This window comes from Agromyces humi (genome assembly GCF_009720255.1).
In the GTDB taxonomy this organism is placed as follows: domain Bacteria; phylum Actinomycetota; class Actinomycetes; order Actinomycetales; family Microbacteriaceae; genus Agromyces; species Agromyces humi.
In genome coordinates, this window is the sequence record NZ_WJSP02000003.1 from 18,818 (window position 1) to 37,939 (window position 19,122).

A 19,122-nucleotide genomic window follows, 5' to 3' on the forward strand; every position below is an offset into this window, starting at 1 on the left:
CTCAGCTCCCGTTGTAAGAAGACACGAGGGTGGTGGCGAGGATGCCCCACCCGTCGACGAGGATGAACAGGAGGATCTTGAACGGCAACGAGATCATCACCGGCGGGAGCATCATCATGCCCATCGACATCAACGCGCTCGAGACGACGAGGTCGATGACGAGGAACGGGACGAAGATGACGAACCCGATGATGAACGCCGCGCGGAGCTCTGAGATCAGGAACGCCGGGATCAGGGTGATCATGTCGACGTCCTGCGGGGTGCCGGGGTTGTCCAGCCCTGCAGCCCGGGTCATCAGCGCGATGTCCTCCTCGCGGGTGAACCCGAGCATCCACTGACGGAGCGGCTCTGTGCCGGCGGTCATTGCCTGGTCGAAGGTCATGTCGCCTGCGAGGTACGGCTGCACACCGGCGTTGTTCACATCGGTGAGTACCGGCCACATGATGAACGCGGTCAGGAACAGCGCGAGACCTGCGAGCACCTGCGTGGGCGGGATCGACGGGAGCCCGAGCGCATTCCGGGTCATGCCGAGCACCACGAAGATCTTCGTGAATGACGTCATCATCAGCAGCAGCGCCGGGGCGACGCTGAGGACGGTGATGGTCAGCAGAGTGACGATCGCCGATGACGGGGTGCCGTCCGGGCCGTTGATCGTCACCCCGAAGGAGCCGGTGCCGGGCGCGGCCGGGTCCGTCGGTGGGGTCGGGTCGATGGGCGCGGCGAAGCTCGGCACGGCGGTCGCGAGGACTGCGGTGACGGTGACTGCCGCGAAGATCGCGGCGTACCAGGCGAGCTTCCGCGACCGGGACGTGGTCGCGGCAGCTGTCATTGGGCGGGTCCCTGCCTCACGGCTTCTGCTGTCCGCATCCGTGCGGCGAGCGAAAGGGCGACCCCGCGGAGCGATCCGTGCGTTGCGGGTGTGGTTATGGTGTCGGCGGCGTGACGTTCGCCGAGCTCGGCGGCCGCTTCGTCGTCGAGGGTGAACTCTGGCGCTTCGGGGAGTTCGGTGTCGTGGAGGAGCGTGACCTGCTGGTCTGCGACACCGATCAGGAGCCGGCGGCCGCCGTGGTCGACGACGACGAGGGAGGCGCGCTTGCCGAGCGCCTGCTTACGCACGACGGTGAGGTCACCGCCGACGGGTCGGCGGGCGCCGGTCTTGCCGCGGTCCAGGCGGCCCTTCAGCCACCAGAGCAGCGCTAGGACCGCCGCCAAGGCGACGACGCTGCGGCCGATCATCATGAGGTCCATCAGGCGATGGCGTCCTCGTCGAGGATCCGGGTGATGCGGACGCCATAGTCCTGGTCGACGACGACTACTTCGCCGTGCGCGACGAGCTTGTTGTTCACGCGGATGTCGGCTGGGGCGCCGGCGGCGCGGTCCAGTTCGACGACGTCGCCGGGCTTGAACCCGAGGACGTCCTTGATGAGGAGCTTCCGGGTGCCGATGACGACGGTGAGGGTCACTTCGACGTTGCTGACCCGGGGGAGCCGGTCGGCGAGCCCGTCGAGTCCGCCGTTGCCGCCTTCGCGGACGTGGACGGCAAACCAGCCGACTCGCTTGGTTCCGTCTCGGAGCTCGAACCGGCCGGTGGTGTCAGGGTTGTCGATGATCGCGGCGCCACCGGCGCTCACGTCGCTGATCTGGCCGACACCGATCACATCGGCTGCGGACGCGAACGCGGACGCGACCGCCACTTCCACGGACAGGCCGGTCGAGGAGAGCAGATCCTTGTCATCGAACGCGACGACGAGGTCGGCGCTGGTCGCACCGACCAGGGTCACTTGGTAGGCGTTCGTCGCCGCGCTCGCACCGTCCGCCGGCACTGGCACGGCGGTCAGCTGCTTCGAGGTGGGAAGCGACTTCACGAGCGCGTCGGCGACCGCCGACAGGTCGATGGTGGTCAACGGTTCGTCTCCTTGGTGTCGGTGATGGTGCATGCCAGACGGGTTCCGGCTTTGCCGAGCGCGGCGGAGCCGACCGGTTGGCCGTCCACGGCGACCAGCATCGGTCGATCGGTCGGGTGGGTGAGCTTGATCAGCTGGCCTACCTCGAGCTGGAGGATGTCCTTGGTGGTGACCTCGAACGGGGTGAGGTTCAGTGTCAGGTCGACGGGGACTTCCGCGATCTGGCGTTCCAGCAGCGGCCGTGCTTCGCCGTCGCGGATCACGGGGTTCGCGTCGCCGAGGCGGCGGAGCAGCACCTCGGACGGGAACGCGAGGGTGGCACGGGCGACCCGTTCGGCGGTCTGGACGGTGAACGAGGCGATCACCATCAGCTCGGCGGGGGCGGCCGCCTGCGCGAACTGTGAGTTCGACGCGACCGAGCTCATCTGGATGTCGCCTTCGAGCAGCCCGTTCAGGCAGTAGCGGAGGTCGTCGATGAGGTCTTCGACGAGCTTGCGGAGGAGCGCCTGCTCGATCTGGGTGAACGGGCGTTCCGGCTCTTCATGGGATCCGTCGCCGCCGAGCATGTGGGAGAACCAGGACAGCGCTGCCGCTCCGGGGAACTGGACGACCGCCTTCGCGGGCTCCTCGCCGAGGTCGCAGAGGACCATCGTGGTCAGTGAAGGCAGCGCTGCGGCGTACTCGTCGTACGTGGTCATGGTGACCTCGTCGAACGTCACCTGTGAGCGGGTGCGGATGTTCGCGGTGAGCTGGGTGCCCCATTGGCGGGCGAACGTCTCGAACGCGACCTCGAGCACACGGGAGTGCTCCCGGGCCAAGGTCGTCGGTCGACGGAAGTCGTAGAGCTCTGGCGGCTTGGGAGCGGGGTGGTTCAAGGATCTCGCGTCTCGGTTGCTCACGTCAGAACTATCGGCAGCACGGCCCGGTGACGTAAGACCGGGAAGGCTCACCGATCACATGCGCGGAAACCGTGCCGGCGAAGGTGAACGTCTCCCATGCGCGGGTTACGCCATTTGGAGAGCCTCCTGCGGGGTGTGGATCCGGTTCAGGTGCTCTCGCACCGGCTGGCGGGCGTCAACGTTCAGGGCGGCGCCGAGGACACCTGCGGCGACCACGGGGGAGACGACGTCAGCGGCCTGCAGGAACTGGGAAGACCGGGAGCCCTGCCACGGGTACGACCGGTCGAACCCGACGAGCAGCCCCGCCTCCGCCGGGGTGAGCCGCAGCCCGTCCTCGCGCTCCCAGGTCCGTGATGAACCGGTCAGGCACCAGGACGTCTTGTCCGCAGAGAACCGGTTCCCGCCGGTCGGCTTGCGGTTCCCGCGAGTGACGATCTGGTGGCCTAGGCCCCAACCGAGCGCCTCCGCCATCGTCGTGGTGCGCTCCTCCAGCTGGAAGCCGACAGTGGACGGGGAATGCTTCCGGGCGACGAGGAACGTCCGGCGCCGGCGTGAGGCGACACCGTAGTCGGCGGAGTCGACGTCCAGGACATCGCACCAGTCCCACCCGACACTGAACAGTTCTGCGGACAGGTCCTCCCATGCGAACTCGACGGACGGCACCTGCTCGAACACCGCCCACTCGAGGTTCGGGAGGGTCAGCGCCCAGAGGCCCGCCTCGGCGAGGAGTGCGGTGCGCCGGTCCTCGACGTCCGCGACCGACTCCAGCGCCTCCTCGATCGGGATGTCCCAACCGACGGAGGTCCACACGTCTAGGACCTTCTGGTAGTCCTCACCGTTGCCGGTCCGGCGGCCGCTCGCTGAGAACGTCGGACACGGCGCCGAAGCGATCAGGCCGGTCGCCGACCGGAACCGGTCGTACCGGAGCGCGCGGACGTCACCGAGCTCACGGCGGTGCCCGGCCGCAGTCGCGGTGGCACAGGCGTCCTTCGAGATGTCGAACCCGGCGATGTCGAGGTCCTGGCCGAGGATCCGGGCGCCTTCATCCCAGCCGCCAGGACCGGCGAACAGGTCGACGGTGCGGGGGCTGGCGGCGGTCAAGGTCTGCTTCATGCCACGCTCATGCGCGGCGTGGGGCTGGCCCACCCAGGCTTTCCGGCCTCTGGTCGGCGTCAGCCGGTCCGCACTAAGGTGTTGCCCAACGGCGCTGACCAGTCGATCGTCGGTGCGAGCGTGGGCTCGCAGACATCCGGCTCGACGGGGCGGGGCGCCAAGTTGACCCCGGGGGAGGGGTGTCATGTCAGCAGACCTTGGAACGCCGGAAGCATGGCTGCGGGTGGGCAGATGGACCGGGGAGACCCGGGTCACGAACGTCGCTCAGGGTGTCGAGGAAGTCGTCGACTGCACGAACCTCGACATGGTCGCGGTCCAGGAGGACGAATATTCTCGACGGCCTGGACGACGCAAATGGGTTGGAACTGCCGATACCAAAGTCGCGTGGACGCACACCGCTTACGCCGGAATCTGGACCGGCAAAGGGCGGGCGTCCGCGAAGGCTGAGGTCGAGATTGTGGTCGAGCTCAATGCCTTGCACGGCTCGAGCCGCGGCACTGTCTTCAGTTTCAACGTCAGCCTTCCAGATTCAACAGCCCGCAGAATCGGGCGATCGGGCCAAAGCCAAATGGAGGACGAATACTCGCCGCATGGGAGCCTGGGCAGCGTCACGCACTTCCTGCCTGACCCTCCTTCGAACCTCGACGAATGGGTGGCGGAAGGCACTGAGCAAACCACCCTCGGTGATTTCACCGAGACTTCCCAGTGGTTGTTGCGCGGGAAACCGGGCATACGGAAGGTCCTCTTCTGGGTGAACGCATTCATTCCGCGTGATGTGCCGGGAGTCACCAAGACGATCCCCGGCTCGGGCGAGCATGCCGGGAAGACGATGATCCCATCCACAGTCTGGGGTGACTGTTTCCGTACCGACCAGAGGACGTTCGACTCGGACAGAAACGCTTCCACTCGACTCCACAGCGAAGCGGAAATCGACGTCGTAACCCAGGCCCTTACTCAGAAACACTGGTGCAACGAGACCATCGAAATCGACTGCGAGGACGGGACCGAGGAGGCGAGAGCGAAGGGGAGAACCGACCGCATGAAGTTCGAGGACCCGAAAATCAGCTCCGACGCGCGGACATTCAACATCGCTGCGAGTGCTGCATCAAGCAACCCGCTCGTCCGCGCCTCGCGAGCGGTGGGGGACATTGACTGGAGCGGAGACGTGAGGCTCGCCATGAGCGCGGATGGGCGTGGGGCAGAGTTCACCTTCACCGGAAAAGTAGACGAGTTTCCCGCCTACGAGATGTACGTGCAAGCCGACGATCAGAAGCCGAAGGAGGTATTCACCGAGGTCCCGCGCACGGGTGCGTCGGCCATGAATCTCGTAGGAGACGCCAATCGGCACGTGTCGTCGACTGTCCACCTGCACGTCGACCCTTGAATCAGACACTGGCTTAGTGCCCGCCCGACTCCTTCTTCGGCTCGCTCTTCTTGCCGCCCTCGGCTTCCTTCTCAGCCGCCTTGTGTGACGCGTCGCTGGCAGCTTGCCGGTCGGCGTTGACGAGGCCGGGGATGAGCGCGCGGACCGATTCGGGTTCGTCGGAGAGGATAACGACGTCGACGCGGCGGTTCATCTGCTGGCCGGCTGGTGAGGCGTCGGAGGTGATCGGCCGCGCGGATCCGAAGCCGACTGCGCCGGTGCGGGTCTGCGCGACCCCGGTGCGTTCGACGAAGAACCGTACGACCTGGGTGGCGCGGCCGGAGGAGAGCTCCCAGTCGGTCGGGAACGGCGCGGGGGATCCGTGCGGGTCGGCGTGCCCTTCGACGGACACCTCGTGCGGGATGGGGGCGATGACGCCGCCGATGGAGGAGAGGACGTCGATCGCTTTCGTGGAGAGGTCGGTGCTGTTGCCTTGGAAGAACGTCTCTGCGCCGACGAGGCGGACGGTGAGGCCACGCTGGTCGATGGTGTAGTTGACGGCGCCGGCGAGGCCCTTCCCGGCGAGCGACGCGTCGATCTGGTCGCGGATCGCTTCGAGGGACTCGATCTCGCGGATTGCGAGGTCGACGTCGGTGATGAGCTCGCCTTCTTCGTCGACGAGGTCTGGCGGGACGATGACGCCGTCAGCGGTGTCGATGGTGTCGGATGACTCCACACCGAAGCCGGTGGCGAGGGACTCCTTCAACTTCTCGTACTTCTCAGCGCTGGGGGAGGACATCGCGAAGAGCACGATGAACAGGCACATCAGGACGGTGACCATGTCCATGTAGGACGCCATCCATCGCTCATCGACGTGATGTTCGATGCTTCCGCTGCCGCGGCGCTTCCGCGTGGCCATGCCGGGCTACTTCTCCTTGGTGAGCAAGTGGTCCGGCACCATCGCGCGGAGACGTTCACCGAGCAGGCGGGACTGGATGCCGTTCTGGATGGCGAGGACACCTTCGAGGGCGAGGATCTTGTTCTCCTCCTCGACCTGCGCGAGCCGGCCGAGGCGGTCACCGAGGGGGAGCCAGATGAAGTTCGCGGACACGAGACCCCAGAGGGTGGCGACGAACGCGGTGGCGATCGACGGGCCGAGGGTTTCGGGGGAGTCGAGGTTCTCGAGCACGTGGGTGAGGGATACGACGGTACCGATGATGCCGATGGTCGGTGCGTACCCGCCGAGGGTCTTGAAGAACTTCGCGGAGAGCTTCATGTCGGCGACCCTGGAGTGGATGTCGGCGTCGAGGAGTTCGCGGAGCTCGTCGGAGTCGGTGCCGTCGGCGATGTTCTGCAGTGCGTTCTTCAGGAACTCGTCGTCGGTCTTGTTCGCGTCTTCCTCGAGGGAGAGCAGGCCCTCCCGGCGGGCCTTATCGGCGACGCCGACGAGCTGGTCGATGATGTCCTGCGGCTTCTGGCTGCGGCCGATGAGAGCCCTGGGGATCGACCCGAACGCGCGGAGTGCATCCTTCAGTCGTCCCGAGGCGAACCCGACGGCGATGGTGGCGCCGAACACGAGGATCATCGGCGGGGCCAGGAGAAGCGATTCGACGTGCGCGCCCTCCATGGTGATCATGGCGAACACGGACCCGAACGCGAGGAGGATCCCGACGATCAGTGCGACATCCATCAGCGTGCCTTCCTGTCAGTACCAGGAGGCACGATCGGGTCGAGTCGGAGGAGCGTGGCGACGGACGGGTCGGCGTCCCGCATCTGGAACGCCGCGGCGAGCACTCGGGCGCGGTGGCCTTGGATGAGCTCGATGACGTCGGCGACGTGCTCTCGGACGTTGTAGGTGGACCCGTCGACCATGAACAGGGTCGTGTCCGGGGCTTCTTGGACTCGTTCGATCAAGTCCGGGTTGACTGCGAACGTCGTCCCGTTCAAGCGCGTGACGACGATCATGTACAGGCTCTCCTAGAGGGTGGTGACGCGGGTGCGCCTGACTGCACCATCGGCTGTGAGAGCCGTTTCGTTAGGCTGCGCGGGGTGGGGACGGCTCTGGCCGGCACCTATCCGATGCCGGCCAGAATTGCCTGCTGAGCGGGTCGAGCCTTACCGCTTGAGGTTCGTGACCTCTTCGAGGATCTGGTCGCCGGTGGTGATGATGCGGGCGTTCGCCTGGAAGCCGCGCTGGGCGACGATGAGGTCGGCGAACTCCTGGGACAGGTCGACGTTCGACATCTCGAGGTACCCGGATGCGAGCTTCCCGTACCCGGCGGATCCGGCGGTGCCGTACTGGACGGCGCCGGAGTTCGCGGTGGCTTCGTAGGTGGACCCGCCAGCCTTCATCAGACCGCCGGGGTTGATGAAGGTGGCCATGGCGATCCGGGCGAGCGGTTCGTTCGCACCGTTGGAGAAGGTGCCGACGATGGTGCCGTCGGGGGAGATGGCGTACGAGTCGAGCGAACCGACGGCGCGGCCGTCCTGGCCGGTGACGCCGACGGTGGTGAGCTTCGCGAACCCTGTGGTGGTGGTGAAGTCGATCGGGAGGCCGCCGATGGTGAGGTTGCCGGCGGAGGTGAGCGCTCCCGACGCGTAGGTGAGCGTGCCGGCGCTCGTCCCCCCTTCCGAGACGTCCCACCCTGTGGCGTTCCGGGTGAACGTGATCGAGAGGGTGGTCTTGTTGCCGGCGGCGTCGAAGACGTCGAGGTCGCGGATCAGGGTGTCACCGACCGCGGCGTCGTCGGGCAGGTTCCCGCCGAAGGTTGCAGCGGTGGTGGCTCGCGCCGGGGAGATCGCCTTCAGCGGAAGGGTGATGTCCTGCATCGGCCCGCCCGGGTTGATCACCCCGTTCGTGCCGATCCAACCCTGCACGAGGTCACCGGATGGGCTGACGAGACGGCCTAGCGGGTCGAACTCGAACGCTCCGGCCCGGGTGTACAGGGTCTGCTCTCCGGAGCGGACGGTGAAGACCCCGTCGCCGGAGATCATGAGGTCGGTGGGCCGGCCTGTCGCCTTCGCGGAGCCCTGAGCGAAGTTCGTGGAGATACCGGCCACCTGGACGCCGAGACCGACCTGCGCCGGGTTGGTGCCGCCGATCTCCGGGGTGCCGGCGCCGCCGCCTCGGAGGATCTGCGACAGGGTGTCCTGGAACTGCGCCTGGGAACCCTTGAATCCGGGGGTGTTGACGTTGGCGATGTTGTTGCCGACGACGTCGATCATCGTCTGGTGCGAGCGGAGGCCGGAGACTCCGGAGAAGAGTGCGCGAAGCATGGGTGCCTTTCGGTGGTTCGGTCAGGAGCCCTTGATGCCGGAGATGGCGTCGAGGGAGATCTCGGTGTCACCGACGGTGACGGTGGGTACGGATCCGGTGAAGGAGACGGACGAGGCAATCCCGGTGACCTCGTCGCCGTTCTTGTCCTTGTAGGTGACCTCACGGCCGATCAGGGCGCTGGCAGAGCTTCGCATGTTGAGCGCGAACGACTCTTCGCTGAGCTTGGACATGTTCGTCAGCTGCTCCATGGACGCGAGTTGCGCGGTCTGCGCCATCATCTGGCTGGTGTCCATCGGGCTGGTCGGGTCCTGGTACTGCATCTGCGTGATCAGCAGTTGCAGGAACATCTCCCCATCCATCTCCTGCTTGGGCGCCCTGGTCTGCGGGGTCGAGTACATGCTCGCGCCGGTGGAGCTGACAGCTTCGACGGTCATTCCGGTGGAGCTCCTTAGGCGAGGATGTCGAGGGTGGTGGTCGGGCGGTGCGCCGGGCGTTCCCGGTCGCGGCTCTCCTGAGACTGTCGGCCGCCTGCAGGCTCTCGGTTAGCAGGGCCCTGGTCGCGGCCGCCGGCCTGCTGTTCCCGGAACCCGTGCCCTGGCTGGTCTGTGACGCTGCGGCCGCCCAGCTGCACGTCAGCGTTCATCCCGGCAGCGGCGAGGTCGCGCCGGAGGTCGCCGATGATCTGCTTCACCGCGTCTCTGCCGTCCGAGCTTGGGGTGAGGAGTTCGATGCGAATGTGCTCCCCGTCGATGTGCGCCTTCACCGTGACCGGCCCGAGCTTCTCAGGGGTGACCTGCATGGTGACGGTGTGGGTGCCGTCTCCTTGCCGGGCGAGGTTTCGTACGGGTTCGGTGAGTTGGGCGTGCAGTGTGCCGCTGGTGGTGGTGGCGGGCGGTGTCGTGGCCGGCGGTGTGGGTGGTGCGGTTGTGGTTGCGGTGGTGACGGCCGGCGCTGCGCTTTGGGGTGCGGTGGGTGCGGCGGGTGCTTCCGTGTCGGTGTTCGGGGTGTTGGTCGTGGCGGCGGCTGGTGCGCCGGGGGTGATTTCCGCGGCCGGTTGTTGGGGCTGCTGGGTGGGTGTTGGGGTGCTGGCGGCCGCGGGTTCGGTGACTGGCCGGTGTGTCGCTGAGGGCCGCTGTTCGGGTGCTGGTGCGCCGGATGTGGCGTGGGTAGGTTCGGTGGTGGCTGGGATGCGCCGGGCAGGACCGGCAGTGGTCGTGGGCGGGGTGGTGGGAGTTGCTGCTGTGGCGGCTTCGATCGCCCCGTTCTCCTTGGGTGCTGGGTTGGTTGTGGTCTGCTGTGGGTCGGCGACGGCCGCGGTGGGGGTTGCGTCGGCTGGTACTGCACCTGGGATGGGTTGTGGGGTTGCGACCGGTGCCGGGTCGGCGATGGTGAAGACCTGCGCGGTGAGGTCAAGCGTCTGCGGTTCGCCGCCGTTGACGTCTTCGGGCCCCGGCTCGTTGTCGGCGGGTGCGTCCTCTGCTGGCGCTGGCGCCGCGAACAACCCCGGCTGGCCGGTGAGGGCGCCGAACATCTCTGCGAACAGGCCGGGCTGCCCGACGGTCGGGGCGCCCGCGCCGGCGGGTGTGCTGGTGGGGATGAGCCCTGGGATGACGGCCACGTTCATGAGGTCCTTCCGAAGGCGGTCAGTTGGGACGCGCCGATCAGGTCGATGAGGGAGTTGCTGCTGCCGGTTGTGGTGGAGCCTGCGATGAGCTTCTGGAGTGCTTCGAGCTGTGCGTTCTGCGCGGAGGTTACGGTGGACGCCGTCGACGGTGCTGGGGCGTCCGGGACGACCCGGCGGATGGTCTGGATGTCGGCGTCGGTGAGCCAGTTCTTCTGGTACGACACGGTCCGCCCTTCGTAAGGGGCGTGGACGACCATGCCGTCGCCGGCGTAGATGACGATGTGGTCGGCGTTGTGGGTGACGATCAGGTCGCCTGGTTTCGCGTCGGCGAGAGAGCCGACTTCGGTGCCGATGTTCTGCTGGTCCCTGACGAGTCTGGGGGAGTCGATCCCGAGGCTGTTCAGGACGGTCTGGACAAGCCCGGAGCAGTCCATGCCGGTGGAGTCTTCTCCGCCGAGGACGTAGGGGACGCCGAGGTACTTCTTGGCTTCGGCGACGATGTCCTCACCGCTGACGCCGGTCGGCGCGGATGCGGTGAGGGTGGCGTCGAACTCAGCGGCGGTGGTCGCGGACACCTCCTGGCTCTTGGGTGTGGTGGCGGGTTCGAAACCGAGGGTGGTGCGGATCTCATCGATCCGTGAGAGCGCGTCGGTGTAGCTCACCGGTTTCCCTTCCGGGCGCCGGCGTTCCGTGCGGCGATCTCGTCGATGGCGGCTTGTTCGTCGCGGAGGTCCGCGGCGTGCTCCGCCTCGAGGTGGCGGTCGTGGAGCTTGTCGAGGCTCTTCGTCGCCCGGCGGGCTCGTTCAGCTTCGAACGCTTTGGCTCGGGCGTCGGCTTCGTCGAGTTTCACGACGGCGTTGAGCTCTTGCACCATGGCAGCGCCGGTGGAGCGTGCGGCGGCGATCGCGCGGAGCTGTTCGACAGTGACGGCGGAGTCGCCGTAGCCGGCGAGGTTGTTCCGGGCCCGGTTCACCGCATGCTCTGAGGAGCGGAGCCGGTGGTTTGCTTCGGCGAGGTCGGCTTCGGCTTGGTCCTGCTCGAGCCGTCGGAATCGGAGCAGACCGTCGAGCGGCCAGCGGGAACCCATCATGCACCTCCGAGGTCGGTGGTCAGGCGGGCGATCTGCGCCCAAGAGGTGTCGTACGGGGCTTGCTCGTCCATGGACTGACGGAGGAACGCGGTGATCTGCGCGTCGTGGGCGATCGCCTGGTCGACGAGCCGGTTCGCGCCTTCCCGGTACGCGCCGACGTCGATGAGGTCTTGGACGCCTTGTTTCGCGGCGAGGTGCTGGCGGAGGGTGGTGGCGTGCTGCCGCTGTTCGGCGGTGGTGACCTTCGACGCGACACGGCTGATCGACGCGAGCGGGTCGATGGCTGGGAAGTGACCGGCGACGGCGAGGCGGCGGTCCAGGACGACGTGCCCGTCGAGGATGGATCGGGCGGCGTCGGCGATCGGTTCGTTGTGGTCGTCACCGTCGACGAGGACGGTGTAGATCCCGGTGACGGAGCCGGTCTCGGCGGTGCCTGCGCGTTCGAGGAGGCGGGCGAGGGTGGAGAACGTCGACGGCGGGTACCCGCGGGTGGCGGGTGGTTCTCCGACGGACAGGCCGATCTCTCGTTGCGCCATCGCGACACGGGTGAGGGAGTCCATCATGAGGACGACGTCGGCGTTGTCGTCGCGGAATGACTCGGCGATCCTCGTGGCGGTGAACGCTGCGCGGAGTCGCATGAGGGCTGGTTCGTCGCTGGTGGCGACGATGACGACGGAGCGGGCGAGGCCTTCTTCGCCGAGGTCGTCTTCGAGGAACTCGCGGACTTCGCGGCCGCGTTCGCCGATGAGGGCGATGACGGACACTTCCGCGTCGGTGCCGCGGGCGATCATGGAGAGGAGGCTGGACTTGCCGACACCGGATCCGGCGAACAGGCCGATGCGTTGTCCGCGGCCGAGGGTGGTGAGGGTGTCGAGGACGCGGACGCCGGTCTGCACCGGTGCGGTGATCCTGGCTCGGGTCATCGCGTTCGGTGAGGAGTTCGCGGGGGACACGTACCGTGGTGCGGTGAGCGGCCCCTTCCCGTCGATGGGGCGGCCGAGCCCGTCGAGCACCCGTCCGAACAGGTGCCGGCCGGTGGGGATGGTGGCGCCGCTGCGGAGCGGGCGGACGCGCATCCCTACGCGGAGGTGCCCGGCGGTGGAGACGGGCATGCAGCGGGCGGTGCCGGCTTGGACGGCGACGACTTCGAGTTCGGGGCCGTGGTCGACGGTGAGGAGGTCACCGACGGCGGCGCCGGTGCCGGTGACGTCGACGGACAGGCCGACCGCGGCGGAGACGGTGCCGACTCGTTCCGGTGCGGCTGCTGCGGCGACCGCGTCAAGCCGGTCGGTGAGGAGGATGGTCATCGGGCGCCTCCGCGGAGTGCGTCGGCGGCGCGTTCGTATGCGGCGGTGATGGTGGCGTCGAGGTATCCGCCGTCAAGGTCGACGGTGGAGTCGCCGCGGTTTAGGCCGGCGCCTGGTGCGAGCGTGACACCTTCGGGGAGTGTGATGTCGCTGAGGACGGTGATGTCGTCGGGGTGGAGCCGGACGGTCTTGGAGAGTTCCCCGGTCGGGTGCTGCAACGCACGGGTGAGCGCGGCGTGGGCGGCGTGGGCGGTGTCGGAGAGTTCCGCGTCGATGATGTGGCGGGCGACCTCGAGCGCGACGTACGTGGCGGATTCCGTGGCGGTGGCTGCTTCCGCGGCGGCGCGGGCGTCGAGAGCTGCTGCGGCTACGGCGAGGACGTCCAGGGCGGCGTTCACCCGGGCGTCGCGGTGCTTCTCCGCGGCGTCATGCTCGGCTTGCAGAGCGGTGCGGAGCGCGGCGTTGTCCTGCTCGGCGGCGCGGGCGCCGTCGGCGTACCCGGCGGCGAATCCGTCCTTCCGCCCGGACAGGCCGGGCATCCCGCGGTCCGCGCGGACGTCCGGGATCTCCAACGACCGCGCGTCAGTCAACGAACACGTCCTCCTCGGCGCGGTGCACGGTGATCTGCCCCTCCTGCTCGAGGGAGCGGATCGCACGGACCACCTCTGCGCGGGCTTCCTCCACCTGGGAGGCGCGGACCTGCCCGAGGGTGTTCAGTTCGTCGCCGAGGAGGTCGCGGTTGCGCTCCGACAGGTTCGAGCGGATCTTCTCCTGCACCGGTTCCGGGGAGCCCTTCATCGCGACGGCGAGGACGGCGATTTCGATGCCGCGGAGCACCAGCTGCACGTCGCGGGCTTCAAGGCGGACGATGTCGGCGAAGGTGAGCAGGCGGGAGCGGATTTCCTCCGCAAGCTCCGGGTTCCGGGCTTCCAGCCCGTCGAGGACGGCCTTCTCGGTGTCCACCGGGGCGCGGTTGATGATGTCGACGAGCGGCTGGATGCCGCCGGCGACCTCAGCGGAGGAGCGGGGACTGACGACCGCGGCTGCTCGGGACTTCAACGACGTCGCGAGGAGCGACACCGCTTCCGGGGTGGCTGCGGACATCTTCGCGATCGCCTCGGCGACATCGGTGCGGGAGGACGCCTTCAGCTGGGAGAGGATGTTCGACGCGTGCACCGGGCGGAGGTGCACCATCACCGTGGCGATCGACACCGGCATCTCACCCTCGAGGAGCGCGGCGACCTGTGCGGCGTCGGCGGCGTCGAGGAACTCGAACGACCGGCCGGCCATGGAGGAGTTCACCTTCCCCATGAGCCCGGCAGCCTTCTCGGCACCGAACGACGCGGTCAGCAGGTCCTCAGCGAAGTCGCGGCCGCCCCGGGAACCGACACGGCCTTCGACGACCATCTCGTGGTAGTCGAGGAGGGCTTGCTCGACGATGTCCGCGTCGACCTTCCGCATCTTCACGATCTCCGACGCGATCTCCTGCGCCTCGTCCTCAGAGAACTGGCGGAGCACCTCAGCGGCGGTGTCGGAGTCCAGGTTCATCAGGACGATCGCGGTCGTCTGGATGCCGGTGAGGGAGTCCTTCGTCAGGGTCGTCACTTGGTGTCCTCCATGATCGCGCGGAGGTGCGCGGCCATCTTCTGCGGGTCAGACGTTGCCAGGCGGGCGAGGGACGCCCTGGCGATGTCCACCTGGGGCGGGGCTTGCGGGATGTCGAGCTCGTCGAGGATGGGCTCCTCCACGGCGACCGGGGCGGGCTCCGGTGCGGGGAACAAGTCCAGCTCTGCCGGGTCGAGCGGTTCACGGCGGGACCGGCCGCGACGGAAGAGGAGGATCATCCCGAGGACGGCAATGATCGCGACAGCCGCTGCGATGATCGACGTGCGGATGATGTCGGACAGCTGCTCGTTCCGTTCCGCTTCGTCCGCGTCGGAGAGCGCGTCCTGCGCCTCCTGGGCGGCGTCACCGTTGAACTGCACCAGCTCGACCGCGACCTCGTCGCCGCGGTCCTCGTCGATGCCGGCGGCTGCGGCGACGATCGCCTCGAGGGTGGCGCGGGTGACACCGTCGAGGGATTCCTCGTTGACGGCGACGGACACTGTCTGCCGTGCCACCTGACCGGCCGGGACGTTCCGGACCTCTGTCTCCTTGTTCACGGAGTTGTTCCGGACCGTCTTCTCGGAGTTGTACGTGCCGGCGTCCTGCTCGCCGTTCGGCACTGCGATGTTGTCCGGGCCGAGGACGCCGGTGGCGTTCCCTGCACCGCCGGTGTACTCCTCCGTCTCGGTGGATTCCGACAGCGGCGGGACGTCATCCGTGGCGGTGAACGTCTCGGAGGTGACCTGCGACGTGTCCTTCGACACGGTCGCGGCGACCGCGACGGTTGAGTTGCCCGGCCCGACGATCCGGTCCAGCATCTGCTGGACGCTCGCGCGGGTCCGGTCCTCGAAGTCGGCGGCGACCTTGTCAGCGGCGCCGGAACCGTCAGCCTGAGTGGACAGAACAGCACCGGAGGAGTCGATGACAGACACCCCGGCGACGTCCATCCCCTCGATGGAAGCGGACGTGAGGTGGGCGATGGAGTTCACCTGGTCGGAGGTGAGAGTGATCCCGGCTTTCGTGCGGATGAACACCGACGCGGTCGGGTCTTCCTTCTGCTTCGCGAACACCGTCTCCTCGGGGATGGCGATCTGCACCCGGGCGGCTTGGACGCCGTCCATCGCGGAGATCGTCTTCTCCAGCTCACCTTCGAGAGCCCGCTTGTACGTGACGGACTGCTGGAACTCAGAGGAGGTGACACCCATCTTGTCGAGGAGGGCGTACCCGCCGGTCTCCGACGCCGGCAGGCCTTCCGATGCGGCCTTCAGCCGCTGCTCGTACACGACGTCCTGCGGGACCATGATGGTCGCGCCGCCGTCTGCGAGCTCGTACTGGACCCCGTCAGCCTGCAGCTGCTCCACGATCGCGGAGGCGTCCTCCCCGGCAAGGCCGGTGAACAGCGGGGTGAGGGTCGGCTTGGTCGCGAACGTCGCGAAGGCGACGATCCCGAGGGTGACGACGGCGACGCCGATGACCGCGAGAGCCTTCTGCGCGGTGGTGAACCCGCCGACCGTGGACTTCAGCCGGCCGAACATGGAGGTGATCTGGCGGGGCATCAGGCCTGCATCCGGAGGATCTCGTTGAACGCGTCGACACCCTTGTTGCGTACCGCGGCGACCAGTTCGAGGGTGACCGCGGCGCGGGTCGACGCGATCGTGGCGGCGTGAATGTCGTTCAGGTCGCCGGTGATCGCCTGCATCGCCAGGGTCGACGATTCACCCTGCAGGGCCTGGGCGTTGTCGATCGCACCGGTGAGGGCGTTCTCGAACCCGGTGCCGGTCACCGCGGCGGGCTGGTCGACCTGGGCAAGGTAGCCGGTGCCGGCGACCTGGGAGATGGAGGTGATGGCGTCGATGGTCATGGGGGTCAGTTGCGTCCGATCTGCAAGGCTGCCTCGTAGGTGGTCTTCGCGCGGTCCACGACAGCGGCGTTGGCTTCATATCCGCGCTGCGCCATGATCAGCGAGGTCATCTGGGTGGACATGTCGATGTCCGGCATCCGCACGTACCCTTCCTCGTCAGCGAGGGGGTTGTCCGGGTCGTACGCGAGGCGGCCTTCCGCATCACCGAACCGGGTCGCGGCGACGTACACGCCGCCGCCGTCACCGGCGGTCGCTTCGATGTACCGCGCCTGGAACGCCGCACCGTCGGTCGGGGCGGCGGTGTTGATGTTCGCGAGGTTGTCGCTGACCGCGTCCAACCACTTCCGGTGCACCGTCAACGCGGTCCCGGCGATCCCGATCGCGTCGAACGTCATCAGCTGCTCCTCAGGGCGGTTCGGACCGCGGAGAACTTCCCATCGATCGCCTGCGAAGCGAACTGGAACCGGAGGACCGTGTCGATGTTCGACAGGGTCTCCGTGTCGAGGTTCACGTTGTTGCCGTTCAGCTTCGTCGGCTCGAGCGACTCCTTCGTCGTCGCGACCGCGCGGCCGTCACCGGCGGAGATCGACTCCGCAAGCGCATCCTCGAACTGCACCCGCTTCGAGTGGTAATCCGGGGTGTTCACGTTGGCGATGTTGTCGGCGATCGCACGCTGCCGGGCGGCGAGCCCATCCAACGCGCTTTCAAGCGCGACCGCGGACACGGAGTCGAACACGTGGAGCCTCAAACTTCCCGGCAGGTGGTGGCCTATCCCTGGCCATGAACAGTGAGCGATCCGTGCTCGAAGAACACTGTCGGCAGCGTGCGCCGGGGATGTTAGAGGCGGTGTGGGTCAGCCTGCGATGTCGAGGTACACCGGCTGGTCGCTGCTGCCCTTCGGGACAGCCTTGATCCCTCGGAGCTCGCGGGCGACGGAGCCGCGACGCTTGGCGAGTTCGGCGTGGAGCTTCTGCTGCATCGAGAGGAGACGTTCCGCGCGGGCACGGAGTTCGTCGGGGATCGGTCCGAGATGCTCGGGTGCCTGCCACAGCGGCTGGATGAGCTCGGTGCGGCCGGCGGACGCGAACTCGTAGTCCGCTTCCATCTGATCGAGCAGGCTGGCCCAGTCGGCCGGTTCAGGCACCGTGGCCGCCGGTGTGAGCGGCCGGCATCGACTCGAGCGCCTGATGCCACGACTGACGGATCGGCTCGAGCAGGCTGATCGCTTCCTCGGTGCGCTTCACGTCACGGGAAGTGTTCGCGTTCACCAGCGCCCGGTACACGTAGTCGTAGAGGGCGTACAAGGCGGGGCCGCCCGACCAGGCGTCAACGTTCAGTGTTGACTGCAGCTCGAAGACGATGTCCTGCGCGTGGATCAACTGCTTCGACGCCTCAGCCCAGTCCGCGGCTTCTTGCGCGATCCGCGCGCGCTCCAGGTCGAGGAGGAGGCGGTCGTACAGCATCGTCAACAGCTGCGTGGGGGAGGCGGACAGCACGGCGTTGCGCTGGTACTCATTGACACGATTGGCGGGGTTCAATTCAGGAGCTTCCTTGCGGTTGTGGTGCGGGTGGGGCTAGTCGTCGTCGCCGGACGAGTACTTCGGCAGGTTCGCCAGTTGCCCGGCGAGGTACGTTGACTGGGAGTTCAGCTTCGACATCGCTACCTCGAGCGCGGAGTACTGACGTTCGAGGTTCGCCTGTCGTGTGGCGAGACGGGTGTCCCACTTCTCGATCTGCTGGCCGAGGTCCTTGATCGTGGACTCTTCGCCCTTGATCTTGGAGGTGAGCGACCCGTCGTACTTGTCGGAGATCCCCTTCGAGGTCGTCTGTACACGGTCTGCGACGGCGGCGAACAGGGTCTGCACCTTGTCGGGATTCTCGGTGATTGCCGCGGCGAACTTCTCCGCGTCGAACTTCAGGACGCCGTCCTTGTCGAAGCTGATCCCGATGGTGGAGGGGCTGATGCCGTCGACCGGTGCTTGGATTGCAGATGCGAGGGCCTGGCGTGCTGTTCGCACCGTGGAGTCACCAGTGAAGTTGCCCCCGGTGGCGGAGCTCTTGCCGTCGGAACCGGTTGTGGTCTTCACCGCGGATTTCGCGGCGATAAGGGCGAAGATCGACGCGGCGTCGTCTACGAACTTCTTCACGATGTCGGCGCTTGCTTTCGCGTCGTCCGCGACGCTGACGGTGACCGGTGCGCTCGTCAGTTTGGAAACCGTGATCTCGACGCCAGGTAGCACGTCGGCGAAGGTGTTCGAGCTGCTCGTGACGATCTGCTCAGCGGTGGTTCCGGCGAACAATGTGAGCTCGGCGTCCGAGCCCTGGCTGATGAGGGCAGAGCCCGCACCGCTCAGGAGGTTCGTCGCCGTGCCGGCATCGACGTCAGCGGCAGACCCTTGGTAGGCCTCGAACGCAGCTTCCTCTCCGGGCTTGGTGGCGGTGAACTGGATCCGGTACAACGGATTCCCGGACGCATCGGCGCCGGACGCGATCTTCGTAGCCTTCACACCGAGGTCGTGATTGTTGACTGCCCTGACAATGTCGTCGATCGAGCTTGAGGCGGCGGTAACCGAGATCTTCTCGCCCGCCGAGTCGACGAACGTCATGGTGGCGGGAACGACCGGCCACGCACTGATGGCGCCGGTGACGATCGTGTGGGTCTTCGCGAGCTTGGTGACCTCGACGTCGAGTTCAGAAGCCTGAGCGGTGGAACCGGCCTTCACAGTCACCGAATCGTCGGACGCCTTCGCTGAGAACGCGCGGATCGCTCCTGGCTTGCCGATGTTCTTCGCTGACTCTACGAACGCGGCGATCTTCGTGTTGAGAGCCTGAAGATCTGTGACCGAAGACTGCGCCTTGGCGACCTTGTTCTTGAGGAGGGTCTGTGGGGCTGCCTCCACCTGCATCAACTGTGCGATCAGGTCAGCGCTGTTGAGCCCGGATGCGAGTCCGGGGAGTGAGATGCCCACGAGTTCCTTCTCTCGATGTGTTTTGGTGCCGGGAAGAGCGAGAGCCTGGCGGCTTCACGGGATGGAGGTCCAGTTCCGTCCGCGATCGTCCGCCAGGCTCTCAGCTGGCT

General features: G+C 67.2%; 24 protein-coding genes. 1 reads left to right on the forward strand and 23 read right to left on the reverse strand.

All coding sequences use genetic code 11. The features are described from left to right. Position 1 precedes the first annotated feature (1 nt). The 5 genes from fliP to GH736_RS00665 all read right to left on the reverse strand — a co-directional run bounded on the left by fliP (position 2) and on the right by GH736_RS00665 (position 3,916). Positions 2-829, reverse strand: a complete 828-nt coding sequence (fliP, locus tag GH736_RS00645; RefSeq protein ID WP_159599257.1) for a flagellar type III secretion system pore protein FliP — start codon at positions 827-829, stop codon at positions 2-4. Next, complete coding sequence (locus GH736_RS00650; protein WP_159599259.1) at positions 826-1,248, reverse strand: FliO/MopB family protein; 423 nt, start codon at positions 1,246-1,248, stop codon at positions 826-828. The genes fliP and GH736_RS00650 overlap by 4 nt, the downstream gene beginning before the upstream one ends. Then, positions 1,248-1,904, reverse strand: coding sequence for a flagellar motor switch protein FliN (fliN, locus tag GH736_RS00655; RefSeq protein ID WP_235933780.1), 657 nt, complete (start codon positions 1,902-1,904; stop codon positions 1,248-1,250). The genes GH736_RS00650 and fliN overlap by 1 nt, the downstream gene beginning before the upstream one ends. Then, positions 1,901-2,803: a flagellar motor switch protein FliM gene (locus tag GH736_RS00660; protein WP_159599263.1), complete on the reverse strand. Its 903-nt coding sequence runs from the start codon at positions 2,801-2,803 to the stop codon at positions 1,901-1,903. The genes fliN and GH736_RS00660 overlap by 4 nt, the downstream gene beginning before the upstream one ends. 105 nt (positions 2,804-2,908) lie before the next feature. Next, positions 2,909-3,916, reverse strand: coding sequence for a DNA cytosine methyltransferase (locus GH736_RS00665; RefSeq protein ID WP_159599265.1), 1,008 nt, complete (start codon positions 3,914-3,916; stop codon positions 2,909-2,911). Between the two features lie 184 nt (positions 3,917-4,100). On the opposite strand from GH736_RS00665, the gene GH736_RS00670 reads away from it, so the two are divergent. Beyond that, complete coding sequence (locus GH736_RS00670) at positions 4,101-5,300, forward strand: DUF3238 domain-containing protein (RefSeq protein WP_159599267.1); 1,200 nt, start codon at positions 4,101-4,103, stop codon at positions 5,298-5,300. A 13-nt stretch (positions 5,301-5,313) separates the two neighbouring features. Here GH736_RS00670 and GH736_RS00675 read toward each other — a convergent pair whose 3' ends face one another. The 18 genes from GH736_RS00675 to fliD all read right to left on the reverse strand — a co-directional run bounded on the left by GH736_RS00675 (position 5,314) and on the right by fliD (position 19,012). Continuing rightward, positions 5,314-6,198 (reverse strand): OmpA/MotB family protein, encoded by an 885-nt coding sequence (locus tag GH736_RS00675; protein ID WP_159599269.1) that lies wholly within the window; start codon positions 6,196-6,198, stop codon positions 5,314-5,316. A 6-nt stretch (positions 6,199-6,204) separates the two neighbouring features. Next, positions 6,205-6,969 carry a motility protein A gene (locus tag GH736_RS00680; RefSeq protein WP_159599271.1) on the reverse strand — a complete coding sequence of 255 codons (765 nt, stop codon included), beginning with the start codon at positions 6,967-6,969 and terminating at the stop codon, positions 6,205-6,207. Continuing rightward, positions 6,969-7,244 carry a flagellar FlbD family protein gene (locus GH736_RS00685; RefSeq protein ID WP_159599273.1) on the reverse strand — a complete coding sequence of 92 codons (276 nt, stop codon included), beginning with the start codon at positions 7,242-7,244 and terminating at the stop codon, positions 6,969-6,971. The genes GH736_RS00680 and GH736_RS00685 overlap by 1 nt, the downstream gene beginning before the upstream one ends. Before the next feature lie 150 nt (positions 7,245-7,394). Continuing rightward, positions 7,395-8,555 carry a flagellar hook protein FlgE gene (locus GH736_RS00690; RefSeq protein WP_159599275.1) on the reverse strand — a complete coding sequence of 387 codons (1,161 nt, stop codon included), beginning with the start codon at positions 8,553-8,555 and terminating at the stop codon, positions 7,395-7,397. A 21-nt stretch (positions 8,556-8,576) separates the two neighbouring features. After that, positions 8,577-8,990 (reverse strand): flagellar hook capping FlgD N-terminal domain-containing protein, encoded by a 414-nt coding sequence (locus GH736_RS00695; protein WP_159599277.1) that lies wholly within the window; start codon positions 8,988-8,990, stop codon positions 8,577-8,579. A 14-nt stretch (positions 8,991-9,004) separates the two neighbouring features. Then, positions 9,005-10,180, reverse strand: a complete 1,176-nt coding sequence (locus GH736_RS00700) for a flagellar hook-length control protein FliK (protein WP_159599279.1) — start codon at positions 10,178-10,180, stop codon at positions 9,005-9,007. Beyond that, positions 10,177-10,842, reverse strand: a complete 666-nt coding sequence (locus tag GH736_RS00705; RefSeq protein ID WP_159599281.1) for a C40 family peptidase — start codon at positions 10,840-10,842, stop codon at positions 10,177-10,179. Before GH736_RS00705 ends, GH736_RS00700 begins: the two co-directional genes overlap by 4 nt. After that, the gene (locus tag GH736_RS00710) at positions 10,839-11,270 is read right to left on the reverse strand and encodes a flagellar export protein FliJ (RefSeq protein ID WP_159599283.1); all 432 of its coding nucleotides are present in this window, start codon (positions 11,268-11,270) and stop codon (positions 10,839-10,841) included. Before GH736_RS00710 ends, GH736_RS00705 begins: the two co-directional genes overlap by 4 nt. Further along, complete coding sequence (locus GH736_RS00715; RefSeq protein ID WP_159599285.1) at positions 11,267-12,577, reverse strand: FliI/YscN family ATPase; 1,311 nt, start codon at positions 12,575-12,577, stop codon at positions 11,267-11,269. Before GH736_RS00715 ends, GH736_RS00710 begins: the two co-directional genes overlap by 4 nt. After that, positions 12,574-13,116, reverse strand: coding sequence for a FliH/SctL family protein (locus GH736_RS00720; protein ID WP_159599287.1), 543 nt, complete (start codon positions 13,114-13,116; stop codon positions 12,574-12,576). The genes GH736_RS00715 and GH736_RS00720 overlap by 4 nt, the downstream gene beginning before the upstream one ends. A gap of 43 nt (positions 13,117-13,159) precedes the next feature. After that, positions 13,160-14,182, reverse strand: a complete 1,023-nt coding sequence (fliG, locus tag GH736_RS00725) for a flagellar motor switch protein FliG (protein ID WP_235933782.1) — start codon at positions 14,180-14,182, stop codon at positions 13,160-13,162. Then, a complete protein-coding gene (gene fliF, locus GH736_RS00730) occupies positions 14,179-15,738 on the reverse strand; it encodes a flagellar basal-body MS-ring/collar protein FliF (RefSeq protein WP_159599289.1) in 1,560 nt (519 codons plus the stop codon). Before fliF ends, fliG begins: the two co-directional genes overlap by 4 nt. After that, positions 15,738-16,043, reverse strand: a complete 306-nt coding sequence (gene fliE / locus GH736_RS00735; protein ID WP_159599291.1) for a flagellar hook-basal body complex protein FliE — start codon at positions 16,041-16,043, stop codon at positions 15,738-15,740. Before fliE ends, fliF begins: the two co-directional genes overlap by 1 nt. 5 nt (positions 16,044-16,048) lie before the next feature. Then, positions 16,049-16,438: a flagellar basal body rod protein FlgC gene (locus tag GH736_RS00740; protein WP_159599293.1), complete on the reverse strand. Its 390-nt coding sequence runs from the start codon at positions 16,436-16,438 to the stop codon at positions 16,049-16,051. Continuing rightward, a complete protein-coding gene (locus tag GH736_RS00745; RefSeq protein ID WP_159599295.1) occupies positions 16,438-16,779 on the reverse strand; it encodes a flagellar basal body rod protein FlgB in 342 nt (113 codons plus the stop codon). The genes GH736_RS00740 and GH736_RS00745 overlap by 1 nt, the downstream gene beginning before the upstream one ends. Before the next feature lie 117 nt (positions 16,780-16,896). Then, positions 16,897-17,187, reverse strand: coding sequence for a hypothetical protein (locus GH736_RS00750; protein WP_159599297.1), 291 nt, complete (start codon positions 17,185-17,187; stop codon positions 16,897-16,899). Then, complete coding sequence (fliS, locus tag GH736_RS00755) at positions 17,180-17,581, reverse strand: flagellar export chaperone FliS (RefSeq protein ID WP_159599299.1); 402 nt, start codon at positions 17,579-17,581, stop codon at positions 17,180-17,182. The genes GH736_RS00750 and fliS overlap by 8 nt, the downstream gene beginning before the upstream one ends. Positions 17,582-17,617: 36 nt before the next feature. Further along, on the reverse strand, positions 17,618-19,012 hold the full coding sequence (fliD, locus tag GH736_RS00760; RefSeq protein ID WP_159599301.1) for a flagellar filament capping protein FliD: 1,395 nt from the start codon (positions 19,010-19,012) through the stop codon (positions 17,618-17,620). Positions 19,013-19,122 lie beyond the last annotated feature (110 nt).

What these genes read in the sequence shown, in the direction of transcription:
- fliP (WP_159599257.1), bottom strand. Translation starts at nt 829, where the DNA reads ATGACAGCTGCCGCGACCACGTCCCGGTCGCGGAAGCTCGCCTGGTAC.
- GH736_RS00650 (WP_159599259.1), bottom strand. Translation starts at nt 1,248, where the DNA reads ATGGACCTCATGATGATCGGCCGCAGCGTCGTCGCCTTGGCGGCGGTC.
- GH736_RS00665 (WP_159599265.1), bottom strand. Translation starts at nt 3,916, where the DNA reads ATGAAGCAGACCTTGACCGCCGCCAGCCCCCGCACCGTCGACCTGTTC.
- GH736_RS00670 (WP_159599267.1), top strand. Translation starts at nt 4,101, where the DNA reads ATGTCAGCAGACCTTGGAACGCCGGAAGCATGGCTGCGGGTGGGCAGA.
- GH736_RS00675 (WP_159599269.1), bottom strand. Translation starts at nt 6,198, where the DNA reads ATGGCCACGCGGAAGCGCCGCGGCAGCGGAAGCATCGAACATCACGTC.
- GH736_RS00680 (WP_159599271.1), bottom strand. Translation starts at nt 6,969, where the DNA reads ATGGATGTCGCACTGATCGTCGGGATCCTCCTCGCGTTCGGGTCCGTG.
- GH736_RS00685 (WP_159599273.1), bottom strand. Translation starts at nt 7,244, where the DNA reads ATGATCGTCGTCACGCGCTTGAACGGGACGACGTTCGCAGTCAACCCG.
- GH736_RS00690 (WP_159599275.1), bottom strand. Translation starts at nt 8,555, where the DNA reads ATGCTTCGCGCACTCTTCTCCGGAGTCTCCGGCCTCCGCTCGCACCAG.
- GH736_RS00695 (WP_159599277.1), bottom strand. Translation starts at nt 8,990, where the DNA reads ATGACCGTCGAAGCTGTCAGCTCCACCGGCGCGAGCATGTACTCGACC.
- GH736_RS00700 (WP_159599279.1), bottom strand. Translation starts at nt 10,180, where the DNA reads ATGAACGTGGCCGTCATCCCAGGGCTCATCCCCACCAGCACACCCGCC.
- GH736_RS00710 (WP_159599283.1), bottom strand. Translation starts at nt 11,270, where the DNA reads ATGATGGGTTCCCGCTGGCCGCTCGACGGTCTGCTCCGATTCCGACGG.
- GH736_RS00715 (WP_159599285.1), bottom strand. Translation starts at nt 12,577, where the DNA reads ATGACCATCCTCCTCACCGACCGGCTTGACGCGGTCGCCGCAGCAGCC.
- GH736_RS00720 (WP_159599287.1), bottom strand. Translation starts at nt 13,116, where the DNA reads ATGCCCGGCCTGTCCGGGCGGAAGGACGGATTCGCCGCCGGGTACGCC.
- fliF (WP_159599289.1), bottom strand. Translation starts at nt 15,738, where the DNA reads ATGCCCCGCCAGATCACCTCCATGTTCGGCCGGCTGAAGTCCACGGTC.
- fliE (WP_159599291.1), bottom strand. Translation starts at nt 16,043, where the DNA reads ATGACCATCGACGCCATCACCTCCATCTCCCAGGTCGCCGGCACCGGC.
- GH736_RS00740 (WP_159599293.1), bottom strand. Translation starts at nt 16,438, where the DNA reads ATGACGTTCGACGCGATCGGGATCGCCGGGACCGCGTTGACGGTGCAC.